This is a genomic window from Delftia sp. S65, assembly GCF_016516495.1.
Taxonomy (GTDB): Bacteria; Pseudomonadota; Gammaproteobacteria; order Burkholderiales; family Burkholderiaceae_C; genus Comamonas; species Comamonas acidovorans.
The window spans coordinates 1-18,671 of record NZ_JACVUR010000044.1 but is presented as its reverse complement, the minus strand read 5'-3'; the positions used below and the strand labels follow the sequence as shown (position 1 = coordinate 18,671).

Genomic DNA, 18,671 nt, shown 5'->3' with positions numbered 1-18,671 from the left:
GCCCTGTTGGCTCCATTGCATTCCATGACGCTCTCCATCTGCACTGCCCAGCTCAACTTTGTCGTGGGCGACCTGCCCGGCAATGTCCAGAAAATCATTGCCGCAGCCCGTGAAGCTTATGCCACGGGAGCACGCTTGCTGCTGACGCCCGAGCTTGCCCTGTGCGGCTATGCGGCCGAAGACCTGTATCTGCGCCCCGCCTTTCTGGATGCCTGCGACCAGGCCGTGCAGCAGCTTGCGCTGGAGACCGCGCAATGGCCGGGCCTGGCGCTGGTGCTGGGCCATCCCTGGCGCGACCAGGGCGCCGTTGGCGCGTTGCGCAATGCGGCCAGCGTGCTGCGCGATGGGCGCGTGGAATGCAGCCATGCCAAGCAATGCCTGCCCAACTACGGCGTGTTCGACGAGCAGCGCTACTTTGTGGCCGGCCAATCGCCCTGCGTGATCGAAGTGCAGGGTGTGCGCGTGGGCCTGCTGATCTGCGAGGACGCCTGGCATCCCGAACCCGCACGCGCCGCCGCCCAGGCCGGTGCGCAATTGCTGGCCGTGATCAATGCCTCGCCCTTTCATGAGGGCAAGCAGGCCGAACGCGAAGCCACGCTGGCCGCGCGTGCGTGCGAGACCGGCCTGCCCCTGGTCTACGCACATCTGGTCGGCGGCCAGGATGAAATCGTCTTTGATGGCAGCTCCTTTGCCGTGCAGGCGGACGGCTCCATTGCCGCGCGCGCGCCGGCCTTTGCCGAGGCCTTGCCGCGGGTGGAGGTCCGCACGGGCGGGCATGCGCTGGTGCTGGTCGGCGAGGTGATTGCGCAGCCAGGGCACCTGCCGGCGCTGTGGTCCGCCCTGGTGCTGGCCGTGCGCGACTACGTGGGCAAGAACCGTTTCCCCGGCGCCCTGCTGGGCCTGTCGGGCGGTATCGACTCGGCCCTGGTGCTGGCGATTGCAGTCGATGCCCTGGGAGCGGACAAGGTGCATACGGTGATGATGCCTTCGCCCTATACGGCCGACATCAGCTGGATCGACGCGCGTGACATGGCAGAGCGCGTGGGCGTGCGCTATGACGAAATCTCCATCGCGCCCCAGTTCGAAGCCTTCAAGGCCGCCCTGGCCCCGGCCTTCGCGGGCCGCGCCGAGGACACGACCGAAGAAAACCTGCAGGCCCGCATCCGCGGCACCCTGCTGATGGGCCTGTCAAACAAGTTCGGCTCCGTGGTGCTGACCACAGGCAACAAGAGTGAGATGTCCACCGGCTACTGCACGCTCTATGGCGACATGGCGGGCGGCTTTGCGGTGATCAAGGACGTGCTCAAGACCGAAGTCTTTGCTCTGGCGCGCTGGCGCAATGCCAACGATCCGTTCGGCACAGGTCTGGACCCCATCCCGGAACGCATCATCACGCGCCCGCCCAGCGCCGAACTGCGCCCTGACCAGAAAGACCAGGACAGCCTGCCCGCTTATGAGGTGCTCGATGCCATCGTGCGCCGTTACATGGAAAATAACGAAAGCATCGCCTCCATCGTGGCCGACGGATACGCCAGCGCCGATGTGGAGCGAGTGACGCGCCTGATCCAGATCAACGAGTACAAACGCCGCCAGGCGCCCGTGGGGCCGCGACTGACGCGCCGCAGCTTCGGCAAGGATTGGCGCTACCCCATCACCAACCGCTTTCGCGCTTGAAATGAATATCCCCCTGAGTCGCTTCGCGCCTTCCCCCTCTCGCTTCGCGGGGGAGACGACAGCCTCGCTGCGGGGCTGCCCTTGCTCGCTGTCCCTGACTTTGGGGCGCGCCAGTGACTTGGGTCTTGCCGATCTTGTGTGGCCCTCACATTTGTAATACCTAGGAGTTCACCCCATGAAAATGATCACCGCCATCATCAAGCCGTTCAAGCTGGAAGAGGTCCGCGAGGCGCTGGCCGACTGCGGCGTCAACGGCCTGACCGTCACCGAGGTCAAGGGCTTTGGCCGCCAGAAGGGCCATACCGAGCTTTACCGCGGTGCTGAGTACGTGGTGGACTTCCTGCCCAAGGTGAAGATCGAGGTCGTGGTCCGCACCGAGGACGTGGACCGCTGCGTGGACGCCATCGTCAACGTGGCGCGTACGGGCAAGATCGGTGACGGCAAGATCTTCGTCACGGCCGTGGAGCGCGTGGTGCGCATCCGTACCGGCGAGCTCGACGACGGAGCCATTTGAGTCCGAGAGCAGGGCAGGGCGCATTCGGCGCCCTGCATTCCTGATATCTGGACGCTGGCGGCCATCCTCTCAAGGATGGCCGTTTCCGTTTCCGCTGCTGTTCAGATCACGGCGCGCAAGGGCGCAGTCTCCAGGCCCGTGCCGGCGTTCTGCACCAGGGATTGCAGCAGCGTGGGGATGTCGCTGCCGCTTTCGATCAGTCCCATCTGCCACTCACCCATGAAGCCATGGCCCACGCAGGTCTGCAGGAACTGCAGCATGCTGTCGTAGTAGCCATCCACATTGAGCAGGCCGATGGGCTTGTCGTGGTAGCGCAGCTGGCGCCAGGTCCAGACCTCGAACAATTCCTCGAAGGTGCCTATGCCGCCGGGCAGGGCGACGAAGGCATCGCTGCGCTCGGCCATCATGGCCTTGCGCTCGTGCATGGTCTGGACGATGTGCAGTTCATCGCAGGCATGGTTGGCCAGTTCCTTGTCCACCAGCGCCTGCGGGATCACGCCCACGACGCGGCCGCCGGCCTGCCGTGTGGCCTCGGCCACCTCGCCCATCAGGCCGCTGCGGCCGCCTCCATAGACCAGCTGGCCGCCGTGCTCGCCGATCCAGCGGCCGGTGGCGCGGGCCGCCTCGATGAATCCGGGCTGGTCGCCGGGGCGCGAGCCGCAATACACACAAATGGAAAACGTGGGATTTGTCATGCAATGAACCGTTGATAGAGGGCGGCCAGCCAGACGCCGGCGCACAGCAGCAGCGCCAGCATCACGGCCGCGCTGCCCATGTCCTTGGCCTGCTTGGACAGAACGTGCCATTCGGGGCCTATGCGATCGACCACGGCCTCGATGCCGCTGTTGAGCAGCTCCACGATCAGCACCAGCAAGACCGTGCCCGCCAGCAGTGCGACCTCGATCCAGCTGCTTCCCAGCCAGAAGGCGGCAGGGATCAGCACGATGGCGGCCAGCGCTTCCTGGCGGAAGGCTTTTTCATTCCATCCGGCGCGAAGGCCTGAGAGCGAATAGCCTGCTGCGTGCCAGACACGCGTCAGGCCTGTGCGGCTTTTCTGGGGATTGACAGGTGCACTGTCGGTCGGGTCGGGAGATGCGGCGGGCATGCTTGCGAGTGTAGGAGATGCGACGCTGCCTCTGGGCCTGTCAGCGCTTTTTCCTGGGTGCCGGTGCCTGATGGATCAATTGGGTGCCAGCCCATGCGTCATGCCAGAACTGGCGGCGCGGATGAAAGCGGCTCAGAAGTGCCCAGAGCGCCACCCACAGCACCAGCAGCATCAGCGTGGTCAGTGCAGGCACGCCGGTCGAGTAAGCCGCCAGCGGCGGCAGCAGCCAGATCCAGCTGAACACATAGCGCCGCAGTGCGCGCAACTGGCTGACGGGCTGGCCTGCCGCATCCACCAGGCGGATGTGCCAGGTCTTCATGGCCAGCGTCTGGCCCTTGGACCAGAACCAGACGAAATAGATGCCCAGCACCACGAACATGAAGGCCTGCAGCGCATGGCGGTTGTCCATGGCATTGCGTGTCTGCGACAGGGTGCCGAACAGATAGCCTGCAATGAAGACCACGCCGAACAGCAGCATGCCCTCGTAGAGCCAGCAGGCCATGCGCCGCGCCAGTCGCGGCGCCATCTGTGGGGAGGCTGCGATTGCGGCTGCCGTGGTGGAGGCGGGGGATGTGGCGTTCGTCATGCGGACGGGGAGATCGGTGCGTCAGTGCGTCAATGCGAGAGGGGCGCTTCGCCGTGCGATGGCTGGGATGCAGCATCGGGGCTGTCATGCAGTTCCATGGGCGGCAAAGGCATGGGCGTGGCCGAGGGCACTTCCACCGGCGCCGTCTCCACCAGCGCCGGCGGGCGCACGGGATGGGTTTCCACGGCCGCAGGGGATGGGGCAGGGGGTACCGGAAGCGGCGGGTTGTAGATGGTGGCGGGCGGAATCTTCGGCGGATTCGGAATGGTGGCCGGAGCCACCGAGGCCGCAGGAATCCGCGCCAGCCGCTTGGGGGCCACGGGCTCTATGGCGGTGGCGGCGCCCTTGGCCTTGGGCGCGGCGCGCGCGGCCAGCAGGCGTTTTTCCTCGTCGCTGAGCGCCTGGTAGGCCTCCCACTGGGCGCGCTTGTCCGTGGCCAGGCGGTTGGTCAGGGCGAAATTCAGGCGGGCCTGGCTGCGCTGCTGGGCGCTGAGGCTGGACCAGGTCTGCATGCGATCGCGCAGCTTTTCCTGCTCTTTTTCACTGAGCTTGTCCCAGCCCTCGGCCAGCGCCATCCAGCGGCGCTTTTGCAGCGCATCCATCATGGACCAGCGCTCGGACAGGGGTTCAAGCACGCTGCTCTGCGCCGGTGTCAGCTCTGCCCAGCGCGGGCCGGAGGCCAGGTCCGTGGCGCGCTGGCGCGTGGCTGCATCACCGTGCAGGGTCTTGGAGGCTGCGATCGTGGCCGGCGAGACGGTGCTGGGTGCCAGCCGTACCTGCTGCACGACGCGCCAGCCGGTCCAGGCCAGCGCCATCAACAGCACCGCCGCCAGGATGGCGGCGGCTGAGCGGTGGAACGCGGCGCGTGAATCAGTGGGCATGCAGGCAGGCAAGGCGGGGATCAGCGTTCCGTGTTGGTGGCCGAAGTCTTCAGGTACTGGATGAAGCCGGGGTCGGCGTAGGCGGCGGGCGGCAGATCATCGGTCAGCAAGGCGGTATCCACCTCGGCAACCTCGGTCAGACCTGTCTGGTCCGTCTGCACGTTGACGACCACCAGGCCAACGATCAACGCCAGCACCGGCACGGCCGAGATCAGCGCGCGCCACCAGGTGCCGCCCTCGTCGCCGGAGCCCAGTGTCAGCGTGCCGCCCTGGCCCTGGGTTGCGCTGGCGGTCTGCAGCGGTGCAGCGCGCAGCTCGCGCCGGCGAACGGACAGGGCGCGCTCGCGCCCAGCGCGCAGCCGCTCGGTGATGTCGTATGGCAGCAACGCCTCGCCATCACCCAGGCGCGCGGTGATCCGGCGTGCGATGCGGTCGGCCGCCATTTCGCTGTGGAGAGTGAGAGTGGGCGCAGTCTTCATAGCTCGATTCCTTTGGCCTTCAGTGCCTTGCTCAATGTCTGGATGGCGCGGAAACAATGTGTTTTTACACTTCCTTCGGAACACCCCATCGCGGCAGCGGTCTCCGCGACGTCCATCTCTTCCCAATAACGCATCAGGAAAGCTTCGCGTTGACGTGCTGGAAGCTCCTGTATCTCTTTTTCAATGCTTTGCAAAATCTGGGCCCGCTCGGTCAGATCTTCGGCGCTGCGGGCGGTTTCGCCGTTCTGGCCGGAATCGGCATAGGTTTCGAGCCAGTCGAAGTCCGCATCGTCGCCGGCCGACGCGTCCAGGTCGCTCATGCGGGTGAAGAGGGCGTTCTGCGTTTTTTGCCTGCGAAACCAGTCCAGCGTGCTGTTGGACAGGATGCGCTGGAACAGCATGGGCAGCTCGTTGATGGGCTTGTCGCCATAGTGCTGGGCCAGCTTGAGCATGCTGTCCTGCACGATGTCCAGCGCCGCCTCCTCATCCCGGACGTGAAAAAAGCTGCGCTTGAAGGCTCGCTTTTCTACGCTTTTGAGGAAGTCGGATAGTTCTTGCTCGGTTGCCAAAAGGAACGCAGGCCCGGATGAGGGGCTCGTTGATGAGGGGCTGAACGGGTGCGGGGCCTGATTATCGCACCGCACTGTCAATTTTTTTCGCAGGATGGTGCGCAGGCTTGTTGCAGTGCGATAATGTCTGCTGCAATTCAAAAAGGCAAACGGGTCACGGTCCGGCGTTTACTCACTCGCCCATGTCTGTTGGTCCTAAGTCCCGCACCGGCCTCACAAGGGCTTCAGGCAAGGGGCACCCAAGGTTTTTCGTTAGAGAAATTCACAAAGGTTGATCATGGAAATTTCCAAAGCCGAGTACTCCAGCGCGGCAGCAGCGGCGTCGCAGTCCCATGCATCCCAGGAGCTGATGGGCTCCGAGATCCTCGTCAAGTCCCTGCAGGCCGAAGGTGTCAAGCAGCTTTGGGGCTATCCGGGCGGTGCGGTTCTGTACATCTACGACGCCCTCTACAAACAAGATTCCATTCAGCATGTGCTGGTGCGCCATGAACAGGCGGCCGTGCATGCGGCAGACGGTTTTGCCCGTGCCACGGGTGAAGTCGGCGTGGCCCTGGTGACCTCGGGTCCCGGCTTGACCAACGCCGTGACCGGCATTGCCACCGCCTACACCGATTCCATTCCCCTGGTCGTGATCAGCGGCCAGACCTCGACGGCCTACATCGGCACCGATGCGTTCCAGGAATGCGACACCGTCGGCATCACCCGCCCCATCGTCAAGCACAACTTCCTGGTGAAGGATGTGCGCGAGCTGGCGGACACGATGAAGAAGGCCTTCCACATCGCGCGCACCGGCCGTCCCGGCCCCGTGGTGGTGGACATCCCCAAGGATGTGTCCTTCAAGAAGGCGCTCTACGCCGGCTACCCCGAGAAGGTGGAGATGCGCTCCTACAACCCGGTGCGCAAGGGCCATGCCGGCCAGATCCGCAAGGCGCTGCAGTTGCTGCTGGCCGCCAAGCGACCCTACATCTACACGGGCGGCGGTGTTCTGCTGGGCAATGCCTGCAATGAGCTGCGCACGCTGGTGGACATGCTGGGCTACCCGGTCACGCATACGCTGCTGGGCCTGGGCGCCTATCCGGCCAGCGACCGCAAGTTCCTGGGCATGCTGGGCATGCACGGCACCATCGAAGCCAACAATGCCATGCAGAACTGCGACGTGCTGCTGGCGGTGGGTGCACGCTTCGATGACCGCGTGATCGGCAACCCCAAGCATTTCATGTCGGTGGAGCGCAAGATCATCCACATCGACATCGATCCCTCTTCCATCTCCAAGCGCGTGAAGGTGGACGTGCCCATCGTGGGCGACGTCAAGGAGGTGCTGACCGAGCTGATCTCCATGATCCGCGAGGCAAGTGCCCGTCCCGACGCAGCGGCCCTGGGCCAATGGTGGGAGACCATCGAAGGCTGGCGCAGCCGCGACTGCCTGCAGTACAGCCGTGGCGATGGCTCGGTCATCAAGCCGCAGTACGTGGTGGAGACGCTGTGGAACATGACCCGCGACGCCGATGCCTACATCACGTCCGACGTGGGCCAGCACCAGATGTGGGCCGCGCAGTACTACCGCTTTGACGAGCCGCGCCGCTGGATCAACTCCGGCGGCCTGGGCACCATGGGCGTGGGCCTGCCCTACGCCATGGGCATCAAGCTGGCCAAGCCTGAATCCGAGGTGTTCTGCATCACGGGTGAAGGCTCCATCCAGATGAATATCCAGGAGCTGGCTACCTGCCTGCAGTACAACACGCCGGTCAAGGTGGTGTCGCTGAACAACCGCTACCTGGGCATGGTGCGCCAGTGGCAGGAGATCGAGTATTCGGGCCGCTACAGCAGCAGCTACATGGACTCGCTGCCCAACTTCGTGAAGCTGGCCGAGGCCTATGGCCACGTGGGCATGCTGATCGAGCGCCCCGAGGACGTGGAACCCGCCCTGCGCGAGGCACGCAAGCTCAAGGATCGCACGGTGTTCATGGACTTCCGTACCGATCCCACCGAGAATGTGTTCCCCATGGTGCAGGCTGGCCGTGGGATCACCGAGATGCTGCTGGGAGCTGACGACCTCTGAGCATGGTCCCTTGCGGGATCTGCCCGGGTTCATTCCTGCCGCATCCGTTCCAGTGAGCCGTCCTCGAGGCGGCCCCTTTGACGAATCTATTGCCTGCCAAGCCCGACGTTTACCGGCGCCGGGGGAGGGCAGCGAAAAGAGGAATCTTTCTTTCATGAAACACATCATTGCCGTGCTGCTCGAAAACGAGCCGGGAGCCTTGTCGCGCGTGGTGGGCCTGTTCTCGGCCCGCGGCTACAACATCGAATCGCTGACCGTGGCCCCCACGGAAGACGCATCGCTGTCGCGCATGACCATTCAGACGAATGGCTCCGAAGACGTGATCGAGCAGATCACCAAACACCTGAATCGCCTGATCGAAGTCGTCAAGGTCGTGGACCTGACCGAAGGCTCCTATACCGAGCGCGAGCTCATGATGGTCAAGGTCCGCGCCGTGGGCAAGGAACGCGAGGAGATGAAGCGCATGGCGGACATCTTCCGCGGCCGCATCATCGACGTGACCGAAAAGAGCTACACGGTCGAGCTGACCGGCGACCAATCCAAGAACGACGCCTTCCTGCAGGCGCTGGACCGCACGGCCATTCTGGAAACCGTGCGCACCGGCTCCTGCGGCATCGGCCGCGGCGAACGCATCCTGCGCGTTTGATGCGCTGCAACGCACCTGAAACCTGTCCCCTTCCCCTTTTCAACCCCTACACACACGAAGCCTGGAGCCAACATGAAAGTTTTCTACGACAAGGACTGTGACCTGAGCCTGATCAAGGGCAAGACCGTTGCCATCATCGGCTACGGCAGCCAGGGCCACGCACACGCGCAAAACCTGAACGAAAGCGGCGTGAAGGTCGTGGTCGGCCTGCGCAAGGGCGGCGCTTCCTGGGACAAGGTCGCCAAGGCTGGCCTGACCGTCGCGGAAGTCGATGACGCCGTGAAGTCCGCCGACCTGGTCATGATCCTGCTGCCGGATGAGAACATCCCCGAGGTCTACAACAACAACGTGGCCCCCAACATCAAGCAAGGCGCCACGCTGGCCTTTGCCCACGGCTTCAACATCCACTACAACCAGGTCGTGCCCCGCGCCGATCTGGACGTGATCATGGTCGCCCCCAAGGGTCCTGGCCATACCGTGCGTTCCGAGTACCTGAAGGGCGGCGGCGTGCCTTCGCTGATCGCTGTGTACCAGGACAAGTCCGGCAAGGCCCGTGACCTGGCCCTGTCCTATGCCATGGCCAACGGCGGCGGCAAGGGCGGCATCATCGAGACCAACTTCAAGGAAGAAACCGAGACCGACCTGTTCGGCGAGCAAGCCGTTCTGTGCGGCGGCGCGGTGGAACTGGTGAAGATGGGCTTCGAGACCCTGACCGAAGCCGGCTACGCTCCCGAAATGGCCTACTTCGAGTGCCTGCATGAGCTCAAGCTCATCGTGGACCTGATGTACGAAGGCGGCATCGCCAACATGAACTACTCGATCTCGAACAACGCCGAATACGGCGAGTACGTGACGGGTACCGAAGTCATCAACGACAAGTCGCGCGAAGCCATGCGTGCTGCCCTCAAGCGCATCCAGACCGGCGAATACGCCAAGATGTTCATCCAGGAAGGCCGCACCAACTACCCGAGCATGACGGCCCGTCGCCGCATGAACGCCGACCACGCCATCGAGAAGGTTGGTGGCCAGCTGCGCGCCATGATGCCCTGGATCTCCAAGAACAAGCTGGTTGACCAGAGCCGCAACTGAGATTGCTGCATTCCATCTTGCCTGGGTCGCGCAAGCGGCCTACGCAAGGTGCAGGACAAGGCCACCCCGACGGGTGGCCTTTTTCGTGCAGGGAAGGGGTGCGGCACGCAGGTACACTGACCCTTTCGGGGCGGCGCGGTCCGCTCCCTTAGAATACTATCGTTTTAATAGCTGCCCGCGCCCGTAGGCGCTGTGCTGGAGGCTGGATTGATGCAAAACCACAATGAGTCCAACGAGATTGAGGGCGTGGTGGTGCGCAAGCGCCGCAAGGGTATCTACATCCTGCCCAACCTGTTCACGCTGGCTGCGCTGTTCGGTGGCTTCTACGCCATCGTGATGGCCATGAACGGCCGCTTCGAACTGGCTGCCGCAGGTGTGTTCTGCGCCATGGTGCTGGATAGCCTTGACGGCCGTGTGGCACGCATGACCAATACGCAAAGCGCCTTTGGCGAACAGATGGACTCGCTGTCGGACATGGTGTCCTTCGGCGCCGCTCCCGCCTTGATCGCCTATGAGTGGGCGCTCAAGGGCATTGGTCGCTGGGGCTGGATTGCCGCCTTTGTCTATTGCGCCTGCGCCGCCCTGCGGCTGGCGCGTTTCAACGTGAATACCGGCACGGTGGACAAGCGCTGGTTCCAGGGCCTGCCTTCGCCTGCTGCGGCGGCGCTGGTCACGGGCTTCATCTGGCTGCTGGACGAGGCGGGCCTGCTGCGCGGGCAGGATGCCTGGCTGAGCTGGACGCAGATCACCTGGATCATGTTCTTCCTGACGCTGTACGCGGGCCTGACCATGGTCACCAATGTGCCGTTCTACAGCTTCAAGGACGTGCACTTCAAGAAGAGCGTGCCGTTTGCCGCCATCGTGCTGATTGCGCTGGGCATTGCCATCATCAACATCCACCCGCCCATCGTGCTGTTCGGCGTGTTCCTGCTCTACGGTTTCTCGGGCTATGGCGTCTACGCCTGGCGCAAGGCCAAGGGCCAGCGCACCAGTGTCATCAGCACCTCGACCGACGAGCCCGAGGAGCGCGGCCTGCACAAGTGATGCGGCGCAGCATCTTCACAGCCTTTGTGAACCTGTGCTAAAGTCGTCCGAATGCAATACCTGTCGCTAGCTCTACTACTGATGTCCAACGGGCAGAGACAGTAGCGCGCGCGTACATACCTACTTTCACGGCCCGTTTGCACCAGCGACGGGCCGTTTTGCATTTGTGGGGTCGCTGGAGCAGGTGGGTCTTGTTTTTACCTAGACGATAGAAAGCACTTCAGCCATGTTGCAAAACCCTTCGACCAAGTACCGTCCGTTCGCTTTCGCTCCCGTGCGTCTGCAAAATCGCAGCTGGCCCGACGCGACGATTACCAAGGCTCCGATCTGGTGCAGCGTGGATCTGCGCGATGGCAACCAGGCGTTGATCGAGCCCATGGACATCGATCGCAAGATGCGCATGTTCGAGCAGCTGGTGAAGATCGGCTTCAAGGAGATCGAGGTCGGTTTTCCCTCCGCTTCGCAGGTGGAGTTCGACTTCATGCGCAAGCTCATCGAGGAAAACCGCATTCCCGATGACGTGACCATCCAGGTGCTGACCCAGGCGCGCGAGCACCTCATCCGCCGTACCTTCGAAGCGCTCGAAGGCGTGCCCCGTGCCATCGTCCATCTCTACAACGCCACCGCGCCCGTGATGCGCCGCGTGGTGTTGAACATGAGCGAAGACGAGATCGTTGAGCTGGCCACCACCAATGCCCGCATGTTCAACGAGATCGCTGCCGGCTACCCCCAGACGCAATGGACCTTCCAGTATTCGCCCGAGATGTATTCGGACACCGAACTGGAGTTTTCCAAGCGCGTCATCGATGCCGTCACCGATGTATGGCAGCCCACGCCCGAGCGCAAGTGCATCATCAACCTGCCCACCACGGTGGAGCATTCCACGCCCAATCTGTTTGCCGACATGGTGGAGTGGACGCACCGCCACATCCAGCGCCGTGATTCCATCGTGCTGTCCGTCCATCCCCACAACGATCGCGGCACCGGCACGGCGACGGCCGAGCTCGCGCTGATGGCCGGTGCCGACCGCCTCGAAGGCTGCCTGTTCGGCAACGGCGAGCGCACGGGCAACCTCGACGTGGTCAACGTGGCGCTGAACATGTACATCCAGGGCGTGTCGCCCGGGCTGGATTTCTCCGATATCGACGGCATCCGCAGCACGGTCGAGCATTGCAACCAGTTGCCCGTGCACCCGCGCCATCCCTACGTGGGCGACCTGGTCTACACCTCGTTCTCTGGCTCGCACCAGGATGCGATCAAGAAGGCCTTCGCCGACCGCAAGGAAGGCGACGTCTGGGACATGCCCTATCTGCCCATCGATCCCAAGGACCTCGGTCGCAGCTATGAGGCCGTGATCCGCGTCAACAGCCAGTCGGGCAAGGGCGGCATCGCCTATCTGCTTGAAAGCGAATATGGCCTCCAGTTGCCGCGCCGCCTGCAGATCGAGTTCAGCCAGGTCGTGCAGCGCGAGATGGATGCCAGCGGCAAGGAATTGGCTGCCGCCGACCTGTGGAATCTGTTCCAGCGCGAATACGGCCTGCAATCCGTGCAGGCGCCGCACTACCGGCTGAGCGAGAACGATGGTGTGGTCAGCCTGTCGGCCGACCTGGCCGTCGAGGGCGGCAAGCGCACGATTGAGGCCGAGGGCACGGGCCCGATCGACGCCTTCGTGCAGGCGCTGAGCGAGCACAGCGGCCGCGCGGTGCGAGTGCTGGACTATGCCGAGCACGCCATTGGCGAAGGCGCCAACGCCAAGGCCATCGCCTATGTGGAACTGCGCGTGGACGAGTCCCACGTGTGCTACGGCGTGGGGGTCGATGCGAATATCGTCTCTGCCTCGTTCCGGGCCATCATGTCGGGCTTGCAGCGTGTTCCCTCCGCCGAGAATGCGGTGGCGCAGGAGGCGGTCGCCGCCTGAATTTCGTTCCCGAGCCGGTGCAGCCACAAGCGCACCGGCTTTTTTCATCGCCTGCCCGTGGGCAGGGGCTTCGCATCCACAAGAAAGACGAGACTCCCCATGACCGACCAATTGATCATTTTCGACACCACCTTGCGTGACGGCGAGCAGTCGCCCGGTGCCTCCATGACCCGCGACGAGAAGCTGCGCATCGCGCGCCAGCTCGAACGGCTGAAGGTCGATGTGATCGAGGCCGGTTTTGCGGCGAGCTCCAACGGTGACTTCGAGTCGGTGCAGGCCATTGCACGCGCCATCAAGGACTCCACCATCTGCTCGCTGGCGCGGGCCAATGACCGTGACATCGCCCGTGCGGCCGAAGCTCTGAAGGACGCCAACCGCGCGCGCATCCACACCTTCATTGCGACCAGCGCGCTGCACATGGAGAAAAAGCTGCGCATGACGCCCGAGCAGGTGCTGGAGCAGGCGCGCCAATCCGTGCGCTTTGCGCGCAACCTGATTGCCGACATCGAGTTCAGCCCGGAGGATGGCTACCGCAGCGACCCGGATTTCCTGTGCCGCGTCATCGAGACCGTGATCGCCGAGGGCGCAACCACGATCAACGTGCCCGACACCGTGGGCTATGCCATTCCCGAGCTCTACGGCGCCTTCATCAAGAACCTGCGCGAGCGCGTGCCCAATAGCGACAAGGCGGTCTGGAGCGTGCACTGCCACAACGATCTGGGCATGGCCGTGGCCAACTCGCTGGCCGGCGTCAAGCTCGGCGGCGCCCGCCAGATCGAATGCACCATCAATGGCCTGGGTGAGCGCGCCGGCAACTGCTCGCTGGAAGAGGTGGTGATGGCCATCAAGACGCGCAAGGACTACTTTGGCCTGGACGTCAACATCGACGCCCTGCACATCGTGGCCGCCAGCCGCATGGTCAGCCAGACCACCGGCTTCGTGGTGCAGCCCAACAAGGCCGTGGTGGGGGCCAACGCCTTCGCCCACGCCTCCGGCATTCACCAGGACGGCGTGCTCAAGGCGCGCGACACCTACGAGATCATGCGTGCCGAGGACGTGGGCTGGAGCGCCAACAAGATCGTGCTGGGCAAGCTCAGCGGCCGCAACGCCTTCAAGCAGCGCCTGCACGAGCTGGGCGTGGAGCTGGACAGCGAAGCCGCGATCAATACCGCCTTCGCCGCCTTCAAGGAGCTGGCCGACCGCAAGAGCGAGATCTTCGACGAGGACATCCTGGCCCTGGTGACCGAGCAGGACGCGCATCAGCAGGCCGACCCCTTCCAGTTCATCTCGCTGGCCCAGCAAAGCGAGACAGGTGAGCGCCCACACGCGTCGGTGGTGTTCAGCCGCGACGGCCGAGAGATCAAGGCCCAGTCCGACGGCAATGGCCCGGTCGATGCCTCGTTCAAGGCCATCGAATCCGAGGTGAAGAGCGGTGCCGAGATGCTGCTGTACTCGGTCAACGCCATCAGCGGCTCCACCGAAAGCCAGGGCGAAGTGACCGTTCGCCTGCAGCGCAGCGGGCGCGTGGTCAACGGCGTGGGCGCCGACCCTGACATCGTCGTGGCTTCTGCCAAGGCCTATCTGAGCGCGTTGAACAAATTACACAGCAATGCAGAGATCGTGGCTGCGCAGGGGTAAGCACTCGCCTTATAATTTCACTTAAATTATCGAAAAGTCGCACAAGTTATTGTCACAGTGCGACTTTTTCGATTAATGTAAGGTCTAGTCACAAATTCTTGCTGCTTGGAGCATTTCTCATGCCCACCCTACGCCGTGCCCGCCTCGGTCGATTTGCTCAGGTCATGTCCTTTCTGGCCCTGAGTTGTGCTCTTGCTGCTCCGGGCGCATATGCCGCGCCCGCCAAGAAAGTTGCCAAGAAACAGGTGGCCGTGGCCCCTGTCAAGAAGAAGGCGGTGAAGGAGCGCGCCACGGCCGCTCCCCAGGGCAAGCGCGTTGCCAAGAGCGCGCGCCAGCCCAGCCGCGTCGCTGCACGCAGCGTGGCCAGCCCCATTCGCGCCGTTGCCTACGAGCCACGCCTGTCCTTCGGCCAGATGGCCGGTCTGCATGCGGTGGCCGATCCTCTGGATCTCAAGAGCAGCGTGGCCCTGGTCCTAGATCAGGACACCCATGAGGTGTTGCTGAGCAAGAACGACCATGCCGTCTTGCCCATCGCCTCGTTGACCAAGCTGATGACCGGCCTGCTGATTTCCCAGGCCCATCTGCCGATGGATGAAACCATCACCATCACGCAGGACGACGTGGATACCGAAAAGGGCAGCAGCTCGCGTCTGGCCGTCGGCACCACGCTCACGCGCGGTGAAATGCTGCACCTGGCCCTGATGTCCAGCGAAAACCGCGCTGCCCATGCCCTGGGCCGCACTTTCCCTGGTGGCCTTGATGCCTTTGTCCAGCAGATGAATGCCAAGGCCCGTCTGCTGGGCATGACCGATACCCGCTACGTGGAGCCCACCGGGCTGTCCAGTCGCAACCAGTCCAGCGCCCGTGATCTGGCCGTGCTCGTCAATGTGGCGCACAGCGATCCGCTGGTGCGCGAGTACACCACCTCGCCCGGCTATGAGGTGGCCGTGGGCCGCCGCACGCTGCAGTACAACAACACCAACCGCCTGGTGATGAGCCCCACCTGGGACATCGGTCTGCAAAAGACCGGCTACATCTCCGAGGCAGGCCGCTGCCTGGTCATGCAGGCGCAGGTGGCTGGCCGCAAGATCATCATGGTCTTCCTGGATTCGGCTGGAAAGTTCAGCCGCCTCGGCGATGCCGAGCGCGTGCGCCACTGGGTGGAGTCCATGGGACAGGTGGCTGGCGATCCCATGATCCACAAGGTCAAGGGCTGAGTTTTCTTTCCCCTCACGACAAAGGCGCCGATGGCGCCTTTGTCGTTTCTGGGGGCAGAGGACTGTGTTGCCAATGGCCCCTGGCCAATGCCAATGGGGCCGACGGCTGTTCAGTGGCTGCTGCGCGCGTAGGGGTTGGGTGGCGGTGCTGCCGGGCGGGTTGCGTTGAAGCCCAGGGCGCCCGAGATCTCCTGTGCGGTGGATTGGAGCTTGGACATCCAGCTCTCGTCCAGCCGGTCGGCGGGAGCGGAGATGGACAGGCCTGCCACCAGCTTGCCCTGGTCGTCGTAGATGCCGGCGGCCATGCAGCGCACGCCCAACTCCAGCTCTTCGTTGTCGCGGGCCACGCCATGGTGGCGTACCTTGTCCAGTTCGTTTTCCATGTCGGCCAGCCGCGTGATGCTGAAGTGCGTCTTGCCGGGCAGGCCGGTGCGCGTGGCGTAGGCGCGGACCTGTTGCGCATCGTCGGCCGCCAGGAACAGCTTGCCGTTGGATGTCAGGTGCAGCGGCGCATGGCCGCCGATGGCGCGCACCACCTGCATGCCGGAGCGCTCGCTGTAGGCGCGTTCCACATAGACGATTTCATCGCCCTGGCGCACGCTGAGGCTGACCGGCTGCTGGATCTGCTTGTGCAGCTGGCGCATGGGGATCAGGGCCGCTTCGCGCACGCTCAGGCGGGCCTTGACCAGATTGCCCAGTTCCAGGAAGCGCATGCCCAGGCGGTAGCTGCCCGATTCGGGGCGATCGACAAAGCGGCCAATGGCCAGATCGTTGAGGATGCGGTGCGTGGTGGAGGGGTGCAGGCCGGTGCGCTCGCTGATCTCCTTGAGCGATACCGCTTCCTCGCGCGAGGCCAACACGTCGATCAACGTGAACATGCGTTCCAGGACTTGGACGCTGGGCTTGGGGGAGGCCGCGTTATCGTTTTTTTTCATGAGGCGGAGTGGAGTTTCGGCATTCGGTCATTCTAGCGGCGGCCATGGCATGGCGGCATATGTGCCGCCAGCAAACAGCGGCTATGCGCATAAGAAATGTCGCTGAAAAGGCGTGGAGTGACGCTGTATCAGCGCGGCAGCTGATCCACTCGCTGCCAGCGCTCGTCAACGCGCACTTCATGGGGCAGGAAGCGCGCCTTGTAATTCATCTTCTGGCTGTCGGCGATCCAGTAGCCCAGGTAGACATAGGGCAGGCTCATGGATCGGGCCTGGTCGATCTGCCACAGCACATTGAAGGTGCCGTAGCTGGCGGGGTCGTTGGGCTCGTAGAAGGTGTAGACGGCAGACAGCCCGTCTTCCAGCACATCGAGGATGGAGACCATCTTCAGCGTGCCGATGCCGCCATCGGCTGCGGGCGTGCGGAACTCCACAAGGCGCGAGTTGACGCGGCTTTGCAGCAGGAACTGGGTGTACTGGTCCACGCTGTCATGGTCCATGCCTCCGCCGCTGTGGCGGCTTTGCTGGTAGCGCAGGTACAGCTGGTAGTGCTCGTTCGAGTAGTGCAGGCGCTGGATCGATGCCGTGAGATTGGCGTGGCGCGCGGCGGCGCGGCGCTGGCTGCGGTCGGGGCGGAAGTCATGGACCAGGATGCGCATCGGCACGCAGGCGCGGCATCCGTCGCAATACGGCCGGTAGGTGAACATTCCGCTGCGGCGAAAACCCAGTGAAACCAGCTCCGAATAGGCGCTGTTCTGGATCAGGTGGCTGGGTGTGGCCACTTGCGAACGCGCCAGCCGGCCATCGAGATAGCTGCAGGGGTAGGCGGCGGTGGCATAGAACTGCAGGGCCTGCAGCGGAAGATCGTTCGGGTGCGTCATGGTGTGCTGGCGGCAGCCGGTGATGTGTCGCCAGCCTCGCCGGACGGTGGCAGCAACGCGTCCCAGTATACGTTTTCGAACTGCCAGCGCATGGGCGGCAGCTGGCTTTGCTCGGCCACGGTTTGCAGGAACCGGGCGCGCGGCATTTCGCGCGCCCCCAGCGAGGCCAGATGCTGCGTGGCCTGCTGGCAATCGATCTGCACGGCGCCTTGGTGTCTGCACAGCGCCACCAGGGCCGCCAGCGCGATCTTGGATGCGTCGGTGGCATGCGCGAACATGGATTCGCCAAACACGGCGCGGCCCAGTGCCACGCAATACAGGCCGCCCACGAGGCGTCCGTCCACCCAGGTCTCCACGCTGTGGGCTGCACCCTGGTGGTGCAGATCGGCATAGGCGTCAAGAATTTCCTGCACGATCCAGGTGCCATCCTGGTCGTGGCGCACCGTCTGGGCGCAGTGCTGCATCACGGTCTCGAACGCGCTGTCGATGCGGATCTCGCAGCCCGGCGTGGCGCGAAAGCGCTGCAATGTCTTGCGCAGGCTGCGGTGCAGCCGGAATTGCGATGTCTGCAGCACCATGCGGGGATCGGGCGACCACCACAGCGTGGGCTGGCCTTCGCTGAACCAGGGAAAAATCCCCTGGCTGTAGGCGATGCGCAGGTGCGCCGCATCCAGCGTGCCGCCTGCGGCCAGCAGGCCCGGGATGGGATCGTTGGGGCCCCATGCCGTTTCCACAGGAGGGAAGGCCTGGTGGGGGATGAGCCATGGGAGGGGATGGGACATGATCGGGTGCGGACGGAGGAAATGGATTCGTATTCTCTGCAGCCGCAGTCTTGCACAAACCATGCGCAAGAGGGCTGCGTGGATGCGAGGGCATCGCCTGGCCGGGGTAAGTGAACCTCCTACGCGGCCTTGTCGCGCCAGGGGACAGTGCCGTCTGGCAGGCTTGGGCTATGCTGGTTCCGTCTTCTTGCGGATGCTTGGCTTTCGCTGTGAAGGCATCGAAGGAGGATGAGCGATGTTTTTCAGCAAAATCTTTGGCGCAAGCCTTGCCGAGCCGCGCTATATCCGTCGCACCCGGGCCTACCTGCAGGAAGCCCGCATGGCGATGCTCGAGCACACCATTGCCGCGGAGTACTACAAGTCCTCTGCTGACATGTATGCGGAACGTGCCGCACGGCTGGAAGAAGAGCTGCGCGCATGGGAAGAGGGTGTCGAGCAATCCCGCGCTGCCCATGTCTCGCGCCGCGCACATGCCAGGCACAGCAAGCCCGTCACCGTGGAGCCCGCCGCAACTCCATCGCCACCGAACACGCCCACCGTGGGCATGGTGCGTGCAGCCTGACCCAACAAAAAAGCCCGCATGCGTTGGCATGCGGGCTTTTCATCTGGCTCCTCAACCTGGGCTCGAACCAGGGACCTACGGATTAACAGTCCGGC

Annotated in this window: 19 protein-coding genes; 10 read left to right on the top strand and 9 right to left on the bottom strand. The window is 63.8% G+C overall.

Annotated features, from left to right (window positions below; genetic code table 11):
- Positions 1–24 precede the first annotated feature (24 nt).
- Both IAE24_RS25035 and IAE24_RS25030 read left to right on the top strand, forming a co-directional pair.
- Positions 25–1,674, top strand: coding sequence for an NAD+ synthase (locus IAE24_RS25035; protein WP_199962259.1), 1,650 nt, complete (start codon positions 25–27; stop codon positions 1,672–1,674).
- A gap of 175 nt (positions 1,675–1,849) precedes the next feature.
- Positions 1,850–2,188 carry a P-II family nitrogen regulator gene (locus IAE24_RS25030; RefSeq protein WP_012206673.1) on the top strand — a complete coding sequence of 113 codons (339 nt, stop codon included), beginning with the start codon at positions 1,850–1,852 and terminating at the stop codon, positions 2,186–2,188.
- A 101-nt stretch (positions 2,189–2,289) separates the two neighbouring features.
- On the opposite strand, the gene IAE24_RS25025 is transcribed toward IAE24_RS25030, so the two are convergent.
- From IAE24_RS25025 to IAE24_RS25000, 6 genes are read right to left on the bottom strand one after another with little or no spacing between them, the layout of a single operon-like run.
- The gene (locus tag IAE24_RS25025) at positions 2,290–2,883 is read right to left on the bottom strand and encodes a TIGR00730 family Rossman fold protein (protein ID WP_012206672.1); all 594 of its coding nucleotides are present in this window, start codon (positions 2,881–2,883) and stop codon (positions 2,290–2,292) included.
- Positions 2,880–3,293 (bottom strand): diacylglycerol kinase, encoded by a 414-nt coding sequence (locus tag IAE24_RS25020; protein WP_043819740.1) that lies wholly within the window; start codon positions 3,291–3,293, stop codon positions 2,880–2,882. Before IAE24_RS25020 ends, IAE24_RS25025 begins: the two co-directional genes overlap by 4 nt.
- A 40-nt stretch (positions 3,294–3,333) precedes the next feature.
- On the bottom strand, positions 3,334–3,879 hold the full coding sequence (locus IAE24_RS25015) for an RDD family protein (protein WP_034396055.1): 546 nt from the start codon (positions 3,877–3,879) through the stop codon (positions 3,334–3,336).
- A gap of 29 nt (positions 3,880–3,908) precedes the next feature.
- A complete protein-coding gene (locus IAE24_RS25010; protein ID WP_013801503.1) occupies positions 3,909–4,760 on the bottom strand; it encodes a DUF3106 domain-containing protein in 852 nt (283 codons plus the stop codon).
- Between the two features lie 20 nt (positions 4,761–4,780).
- Positions 4,781–5,239: a DUF3619 family protein gene (locus IAE24_RS25005; RefSeq protein ID WP_192366408.1), complete on the bottom strand. Its 459-nt coding sequence runs from the start codon at positions 5,237–5,239 to the stop codon at positions 4,781–4,783.
- On the bottom strand, positions 5,236–5,808 hold the full coding sequence (locus tag IAE24_RS25000; protein ID WP_199962258.1) for an RNA polymerase sigma factor: 573 nt from the start codon (positions 5,806–5,808) through the stop codon (positions 5,236–5,238). The genes IAE24_RS25005 and IAE24_RS25000 overlap by 4 nt, the downstream gene beginning before the upstream one ends.
- A 277-nt stretch (positions 5,809–6,085) precedes the next feature.
- Between IAE24_RS25000 and IAE24_RS24995 the strand changes: the two genes are divergently transcribed.
- The 7 genes from IAE24_RS24995 to IAE24_RS24965 all read left to right on the top strand — a co-directional run bounded on the left by IAE24_RS24995 (position 6,086) and on the right by IAE24_RS24965 (position 15,419).
- Positions 6,086–7,867 carry an acetolactate synthase 3 catalytic subunit gene (locus IAE24_RS24995; protein WP_043819761.1) on the top strand — a complete coding sequence of 594 codons (1,782 nt, stop codon included), beginning with the start codon at positions 6,086–6,088 and terminating at the stop codon, positions 7,865–7,867.
- A 154-nt stretch (positions 7,868–8,021) separates the two neighbouring features.
- Positions 8,022–8,513, top strand: coding sequence for an acetolactate synthase small subunit (gene ilvN / locus IAE24_RS24990; RefSeq protein WP_012206665.1), 492 nt, complete (start codon positions 8,022–8,024; stop codon positions 8,511–8,513).
- Positions 8,514–8,585: 72 nt separating this feature from the next.
- Positions 8,586–9,602 carry a ketol-acid reductoisomerase gene (gene ilvC / locus IAE24_RS24985; RefSeq protein WP_012206664.1) on the top strand — a complete coding sequence of 339 codons (1,017 nt, stop codon included), beginning with the start codon at positions 8,586–8,588 and terminating at the stop codon, positions 9,600–9,602.
- Between the two features lie 210 nt (positions 9,603–9,812).
- Entirely contained in the window at positions 9,813–10,646 is an 834-nt protein-coding gene (gene pssA / locus IAE24_RS24980; protein WP_012206663.1) for a CDP-diacylglycerol--serine O-phosphatidyltransferase, read from the top strand.
- A gap of 226 nt (positions 10,647–10,872) precedes the next feature.
- Positions 10,873–12,564: a 2-isopropylmalate synthase gene (gene leuA, locus IAE24_RS24975; RefSeq protein WP_199962257.1), complete on the top strand. Its 1,692-nt coding sequence runs from the start codon at positions 10,873–10,875 to the stop codon at positions 12,562–12,564.
- Positions 12,565–12,663: 99 nt separating this feature from the next.
- A complete protein-coding gene (locus IAE24_RS24970; RefSeq protein WP_012206661.1) occupies positions 12,664–14,202 on the top strand; it encodes a 2-isopropylmalate synthase in 1,539 nt (512 codons plus the stop codon).
- A gap of 119 nt (positions 14,203–14,321) precedes the next feature.
- Positions 14,322–15,419 carry a serine hydrolase gene (locus tag IAE24_RS24965; protein WP_013801508.1) on the top strand — a complete coding sequence of 366 codons (1,098 nt, stop codon included), beginning with the start codon at positions 14,322–14,324 and terminating at the stop codon, positions 15,417–15,419.
- Positions 15,420–15,529: 110 nt separating this feature from the next.
- Here IAE24_RS24965 and IAE24_RS24960 read toward each other — a convergent pair whose 3' ends face one another.
- From IAE24_RS24960 to aat, 3 genes are all read right to left on the bottom strand, one after another.
- Positions 15,530–16,354 carry an IclR family transcriptional regulator gene (locus tag IAE24_RS24960; RefSeq protein ID WP_013801509.1) on the bottom strand — a complete coding sequence of 275 codons (825 nt, stop codon included), beginning with the start codon at positions 16,352–16,354 and terminating at the stop codon, positions 15,530–15,532.
- 128 nt (positions 16,355–16,482) lie between these two features.
- Entirely contained in the window at positions 16,483–17,232 is a 750-nt protein-coding gene (locus tag IAE24_RS24955) for an arginyltransferase (protein WP_199962256.1), read from the bottom strand.
- The gene (aat, locus tag IAE24_RS24950; RefSeq protein ID WP_063325907.1) at positions 17,229–18,014 is read right to left on the bottom strand and encodes a leucyl/phenylalanyl-tRNA--protein transferase; all 786 of its coding nucleotides are present in this window, start codon (positions 18,012–18,014) and stop codon (positions 17,229–17,231) included. Before aat ends, IAE24_RS24955 begins: the two co-directional genes overlap by 4 nt.
- A 235-nt stretch (positions 18,015–18,249) precedes the next feature.
- Between aat and IAE24_RS24945 the strand changes: the two genes are divergently transcribed.
- Positions 18,250–18,576, top strand: coding sequence for a hypothetical protein (locus IAE24_RS24945; RefSeq protein WP_012206656.1), 327 nt, complete (start codon positions 18,250–18,252; stop codon positions 18,574–18,576).
- Positions 18,577–18,671: the final 95 nt, after the last annotated feature.

What these genes read in the sequence shown, in the direction of transcription:
- aat (WP_063325907.1), bottom strand. Translation starts at nt 18,014, where the DNA reads ATGTCCCATCCCCTCCCATGGCTCATCCCCCACCAGGCCTTCCCTCCT.
- pssA (WP_012206663.1), top strand. Translation starts at nt 9,813, where the DNA reads ATGCAAAACCACAATGAGTCCAACGAGATTGAGGGCGTGGTGGTGCGC.
- IAE24_RS25010 (WP_013801503.1), bottom strand. Translation starts at nt 4,760, where the DNA reads ATGCCCACTGATTCACGCGCCGCGTTCCACCGCTCAGCCGCCGCCATC.
- ilvC (WP_012206664.1), top strand. Translation starts at nt 8,586, where the DNA reads ATGAAAGTTTTCTACGACAAGGACTGTGACCTGAGCCTGATCAAGGGC.
- IAE24_RS25030 (WP_012206673.1), top strand. Translation starts at nt 1,850, where the DNA reads ATGAAAATGATCACCGCCATCATCAAGCCGTTCAAGCTGGAAGAGGTC.
- IAE24_RS25035 (WP_199962259.1), top strand. Translation starts at nt 25, where the DNA reads ATGACGCTCTCCATCTGCACTGCCCAGCTCAACTTTGTCGTGGGCGAC.
- ilvN (WP_012206665.1), top strand. Translation starts at nt 8,022, where the DNA reads ATGAAACACATCATTGCCGTGCTGCTCGAAAACGAGCCGGGAGCCTTG.
- IAE24_RS24965 (WP_013801508.1), top strand. Translation starts at nt 14,322, where the DNA reads ATGCCCACCCTACGCCGTGCCCGCCTCGGTCGATTTGCTCAGGTCATG.
- IAE24_RS25020 (WP_043819740.1), bottom strand. Translation starts at nt 3,293, where the DNA reads ATGCCCGCCGCATCTCCCGACCCGACCGACAGTGCACCTGTCAATCCC.
- IAE24_RS24955 (WP_199962256.1), bottom strand. Translation starts at nt 17,232, where the DNA reads ATGACGCACCCGAACGATCTTCCGCTGCAGGCCCTGCAGTTCTATGCC.
- IAE24_RS25025 (WP_012206672.1), bottom strand. Translation starts at nt 2,883, where the DNA reads ATGACAAATCCCACGTTTTCCATTTGTGTGTATTGCGGCTCGCGCCCC.
- IAE24_RS24970 (WP_012206661.1), top strand. Translation starts at nt 12,664, where the DNA reads ATGACCGACCAATTGATCATTTTCGACACCACCTTGCGTGACGGCGAG.
- IAE24_RS24995 (WP_043819761.1), top strand. Translation starts at nt 6,086, where the DNA reads ATGGAAATTTCCAAAGCCGAGTACTCCAGCGCGGCAGCAGCGGCGTCG.
- leuA (WP_199962257.1), top strand. Translation starts at nt 10,873, where the DNA reads ATGTTGCAAAACCCTTCGACCAAGTACCGTCCGTTCGCTTTCGCTCCC.
- IAE24_RS24945 (WP_012206656.1), top strand. Translation starts at nt 18,250, where the DNA reads ATGTTTTTCAGCAAAATCTTTGGCGCAAGCCTTGCCGAGCCGCGCTAT.
- IAE24_RS24960 (WP_013801509.1), bottom strand. Translation starts at nt 16,354, where the DNA reads ATGAAAAAAAACGATAACGCGGCCTCCCCCAAGCCCAGCGTCCAAGTC.
- IAE24_RS25005 (WP_192366408.1), bottom strand. Translation starts at nt 5,239, where the DNA reads ATGAAGACTGCGCCCACTCTCACTCTCCACAGCGAAATGGCGGCCGAC.
- IAE24_RS25015 (WP_034396055.1), bottom strand. Translation starts at nt 3,879, where the DNA reads ATGACGAACGCCACATCCCCCGCCTCCACCACGGCAGCCGCAATCGCA.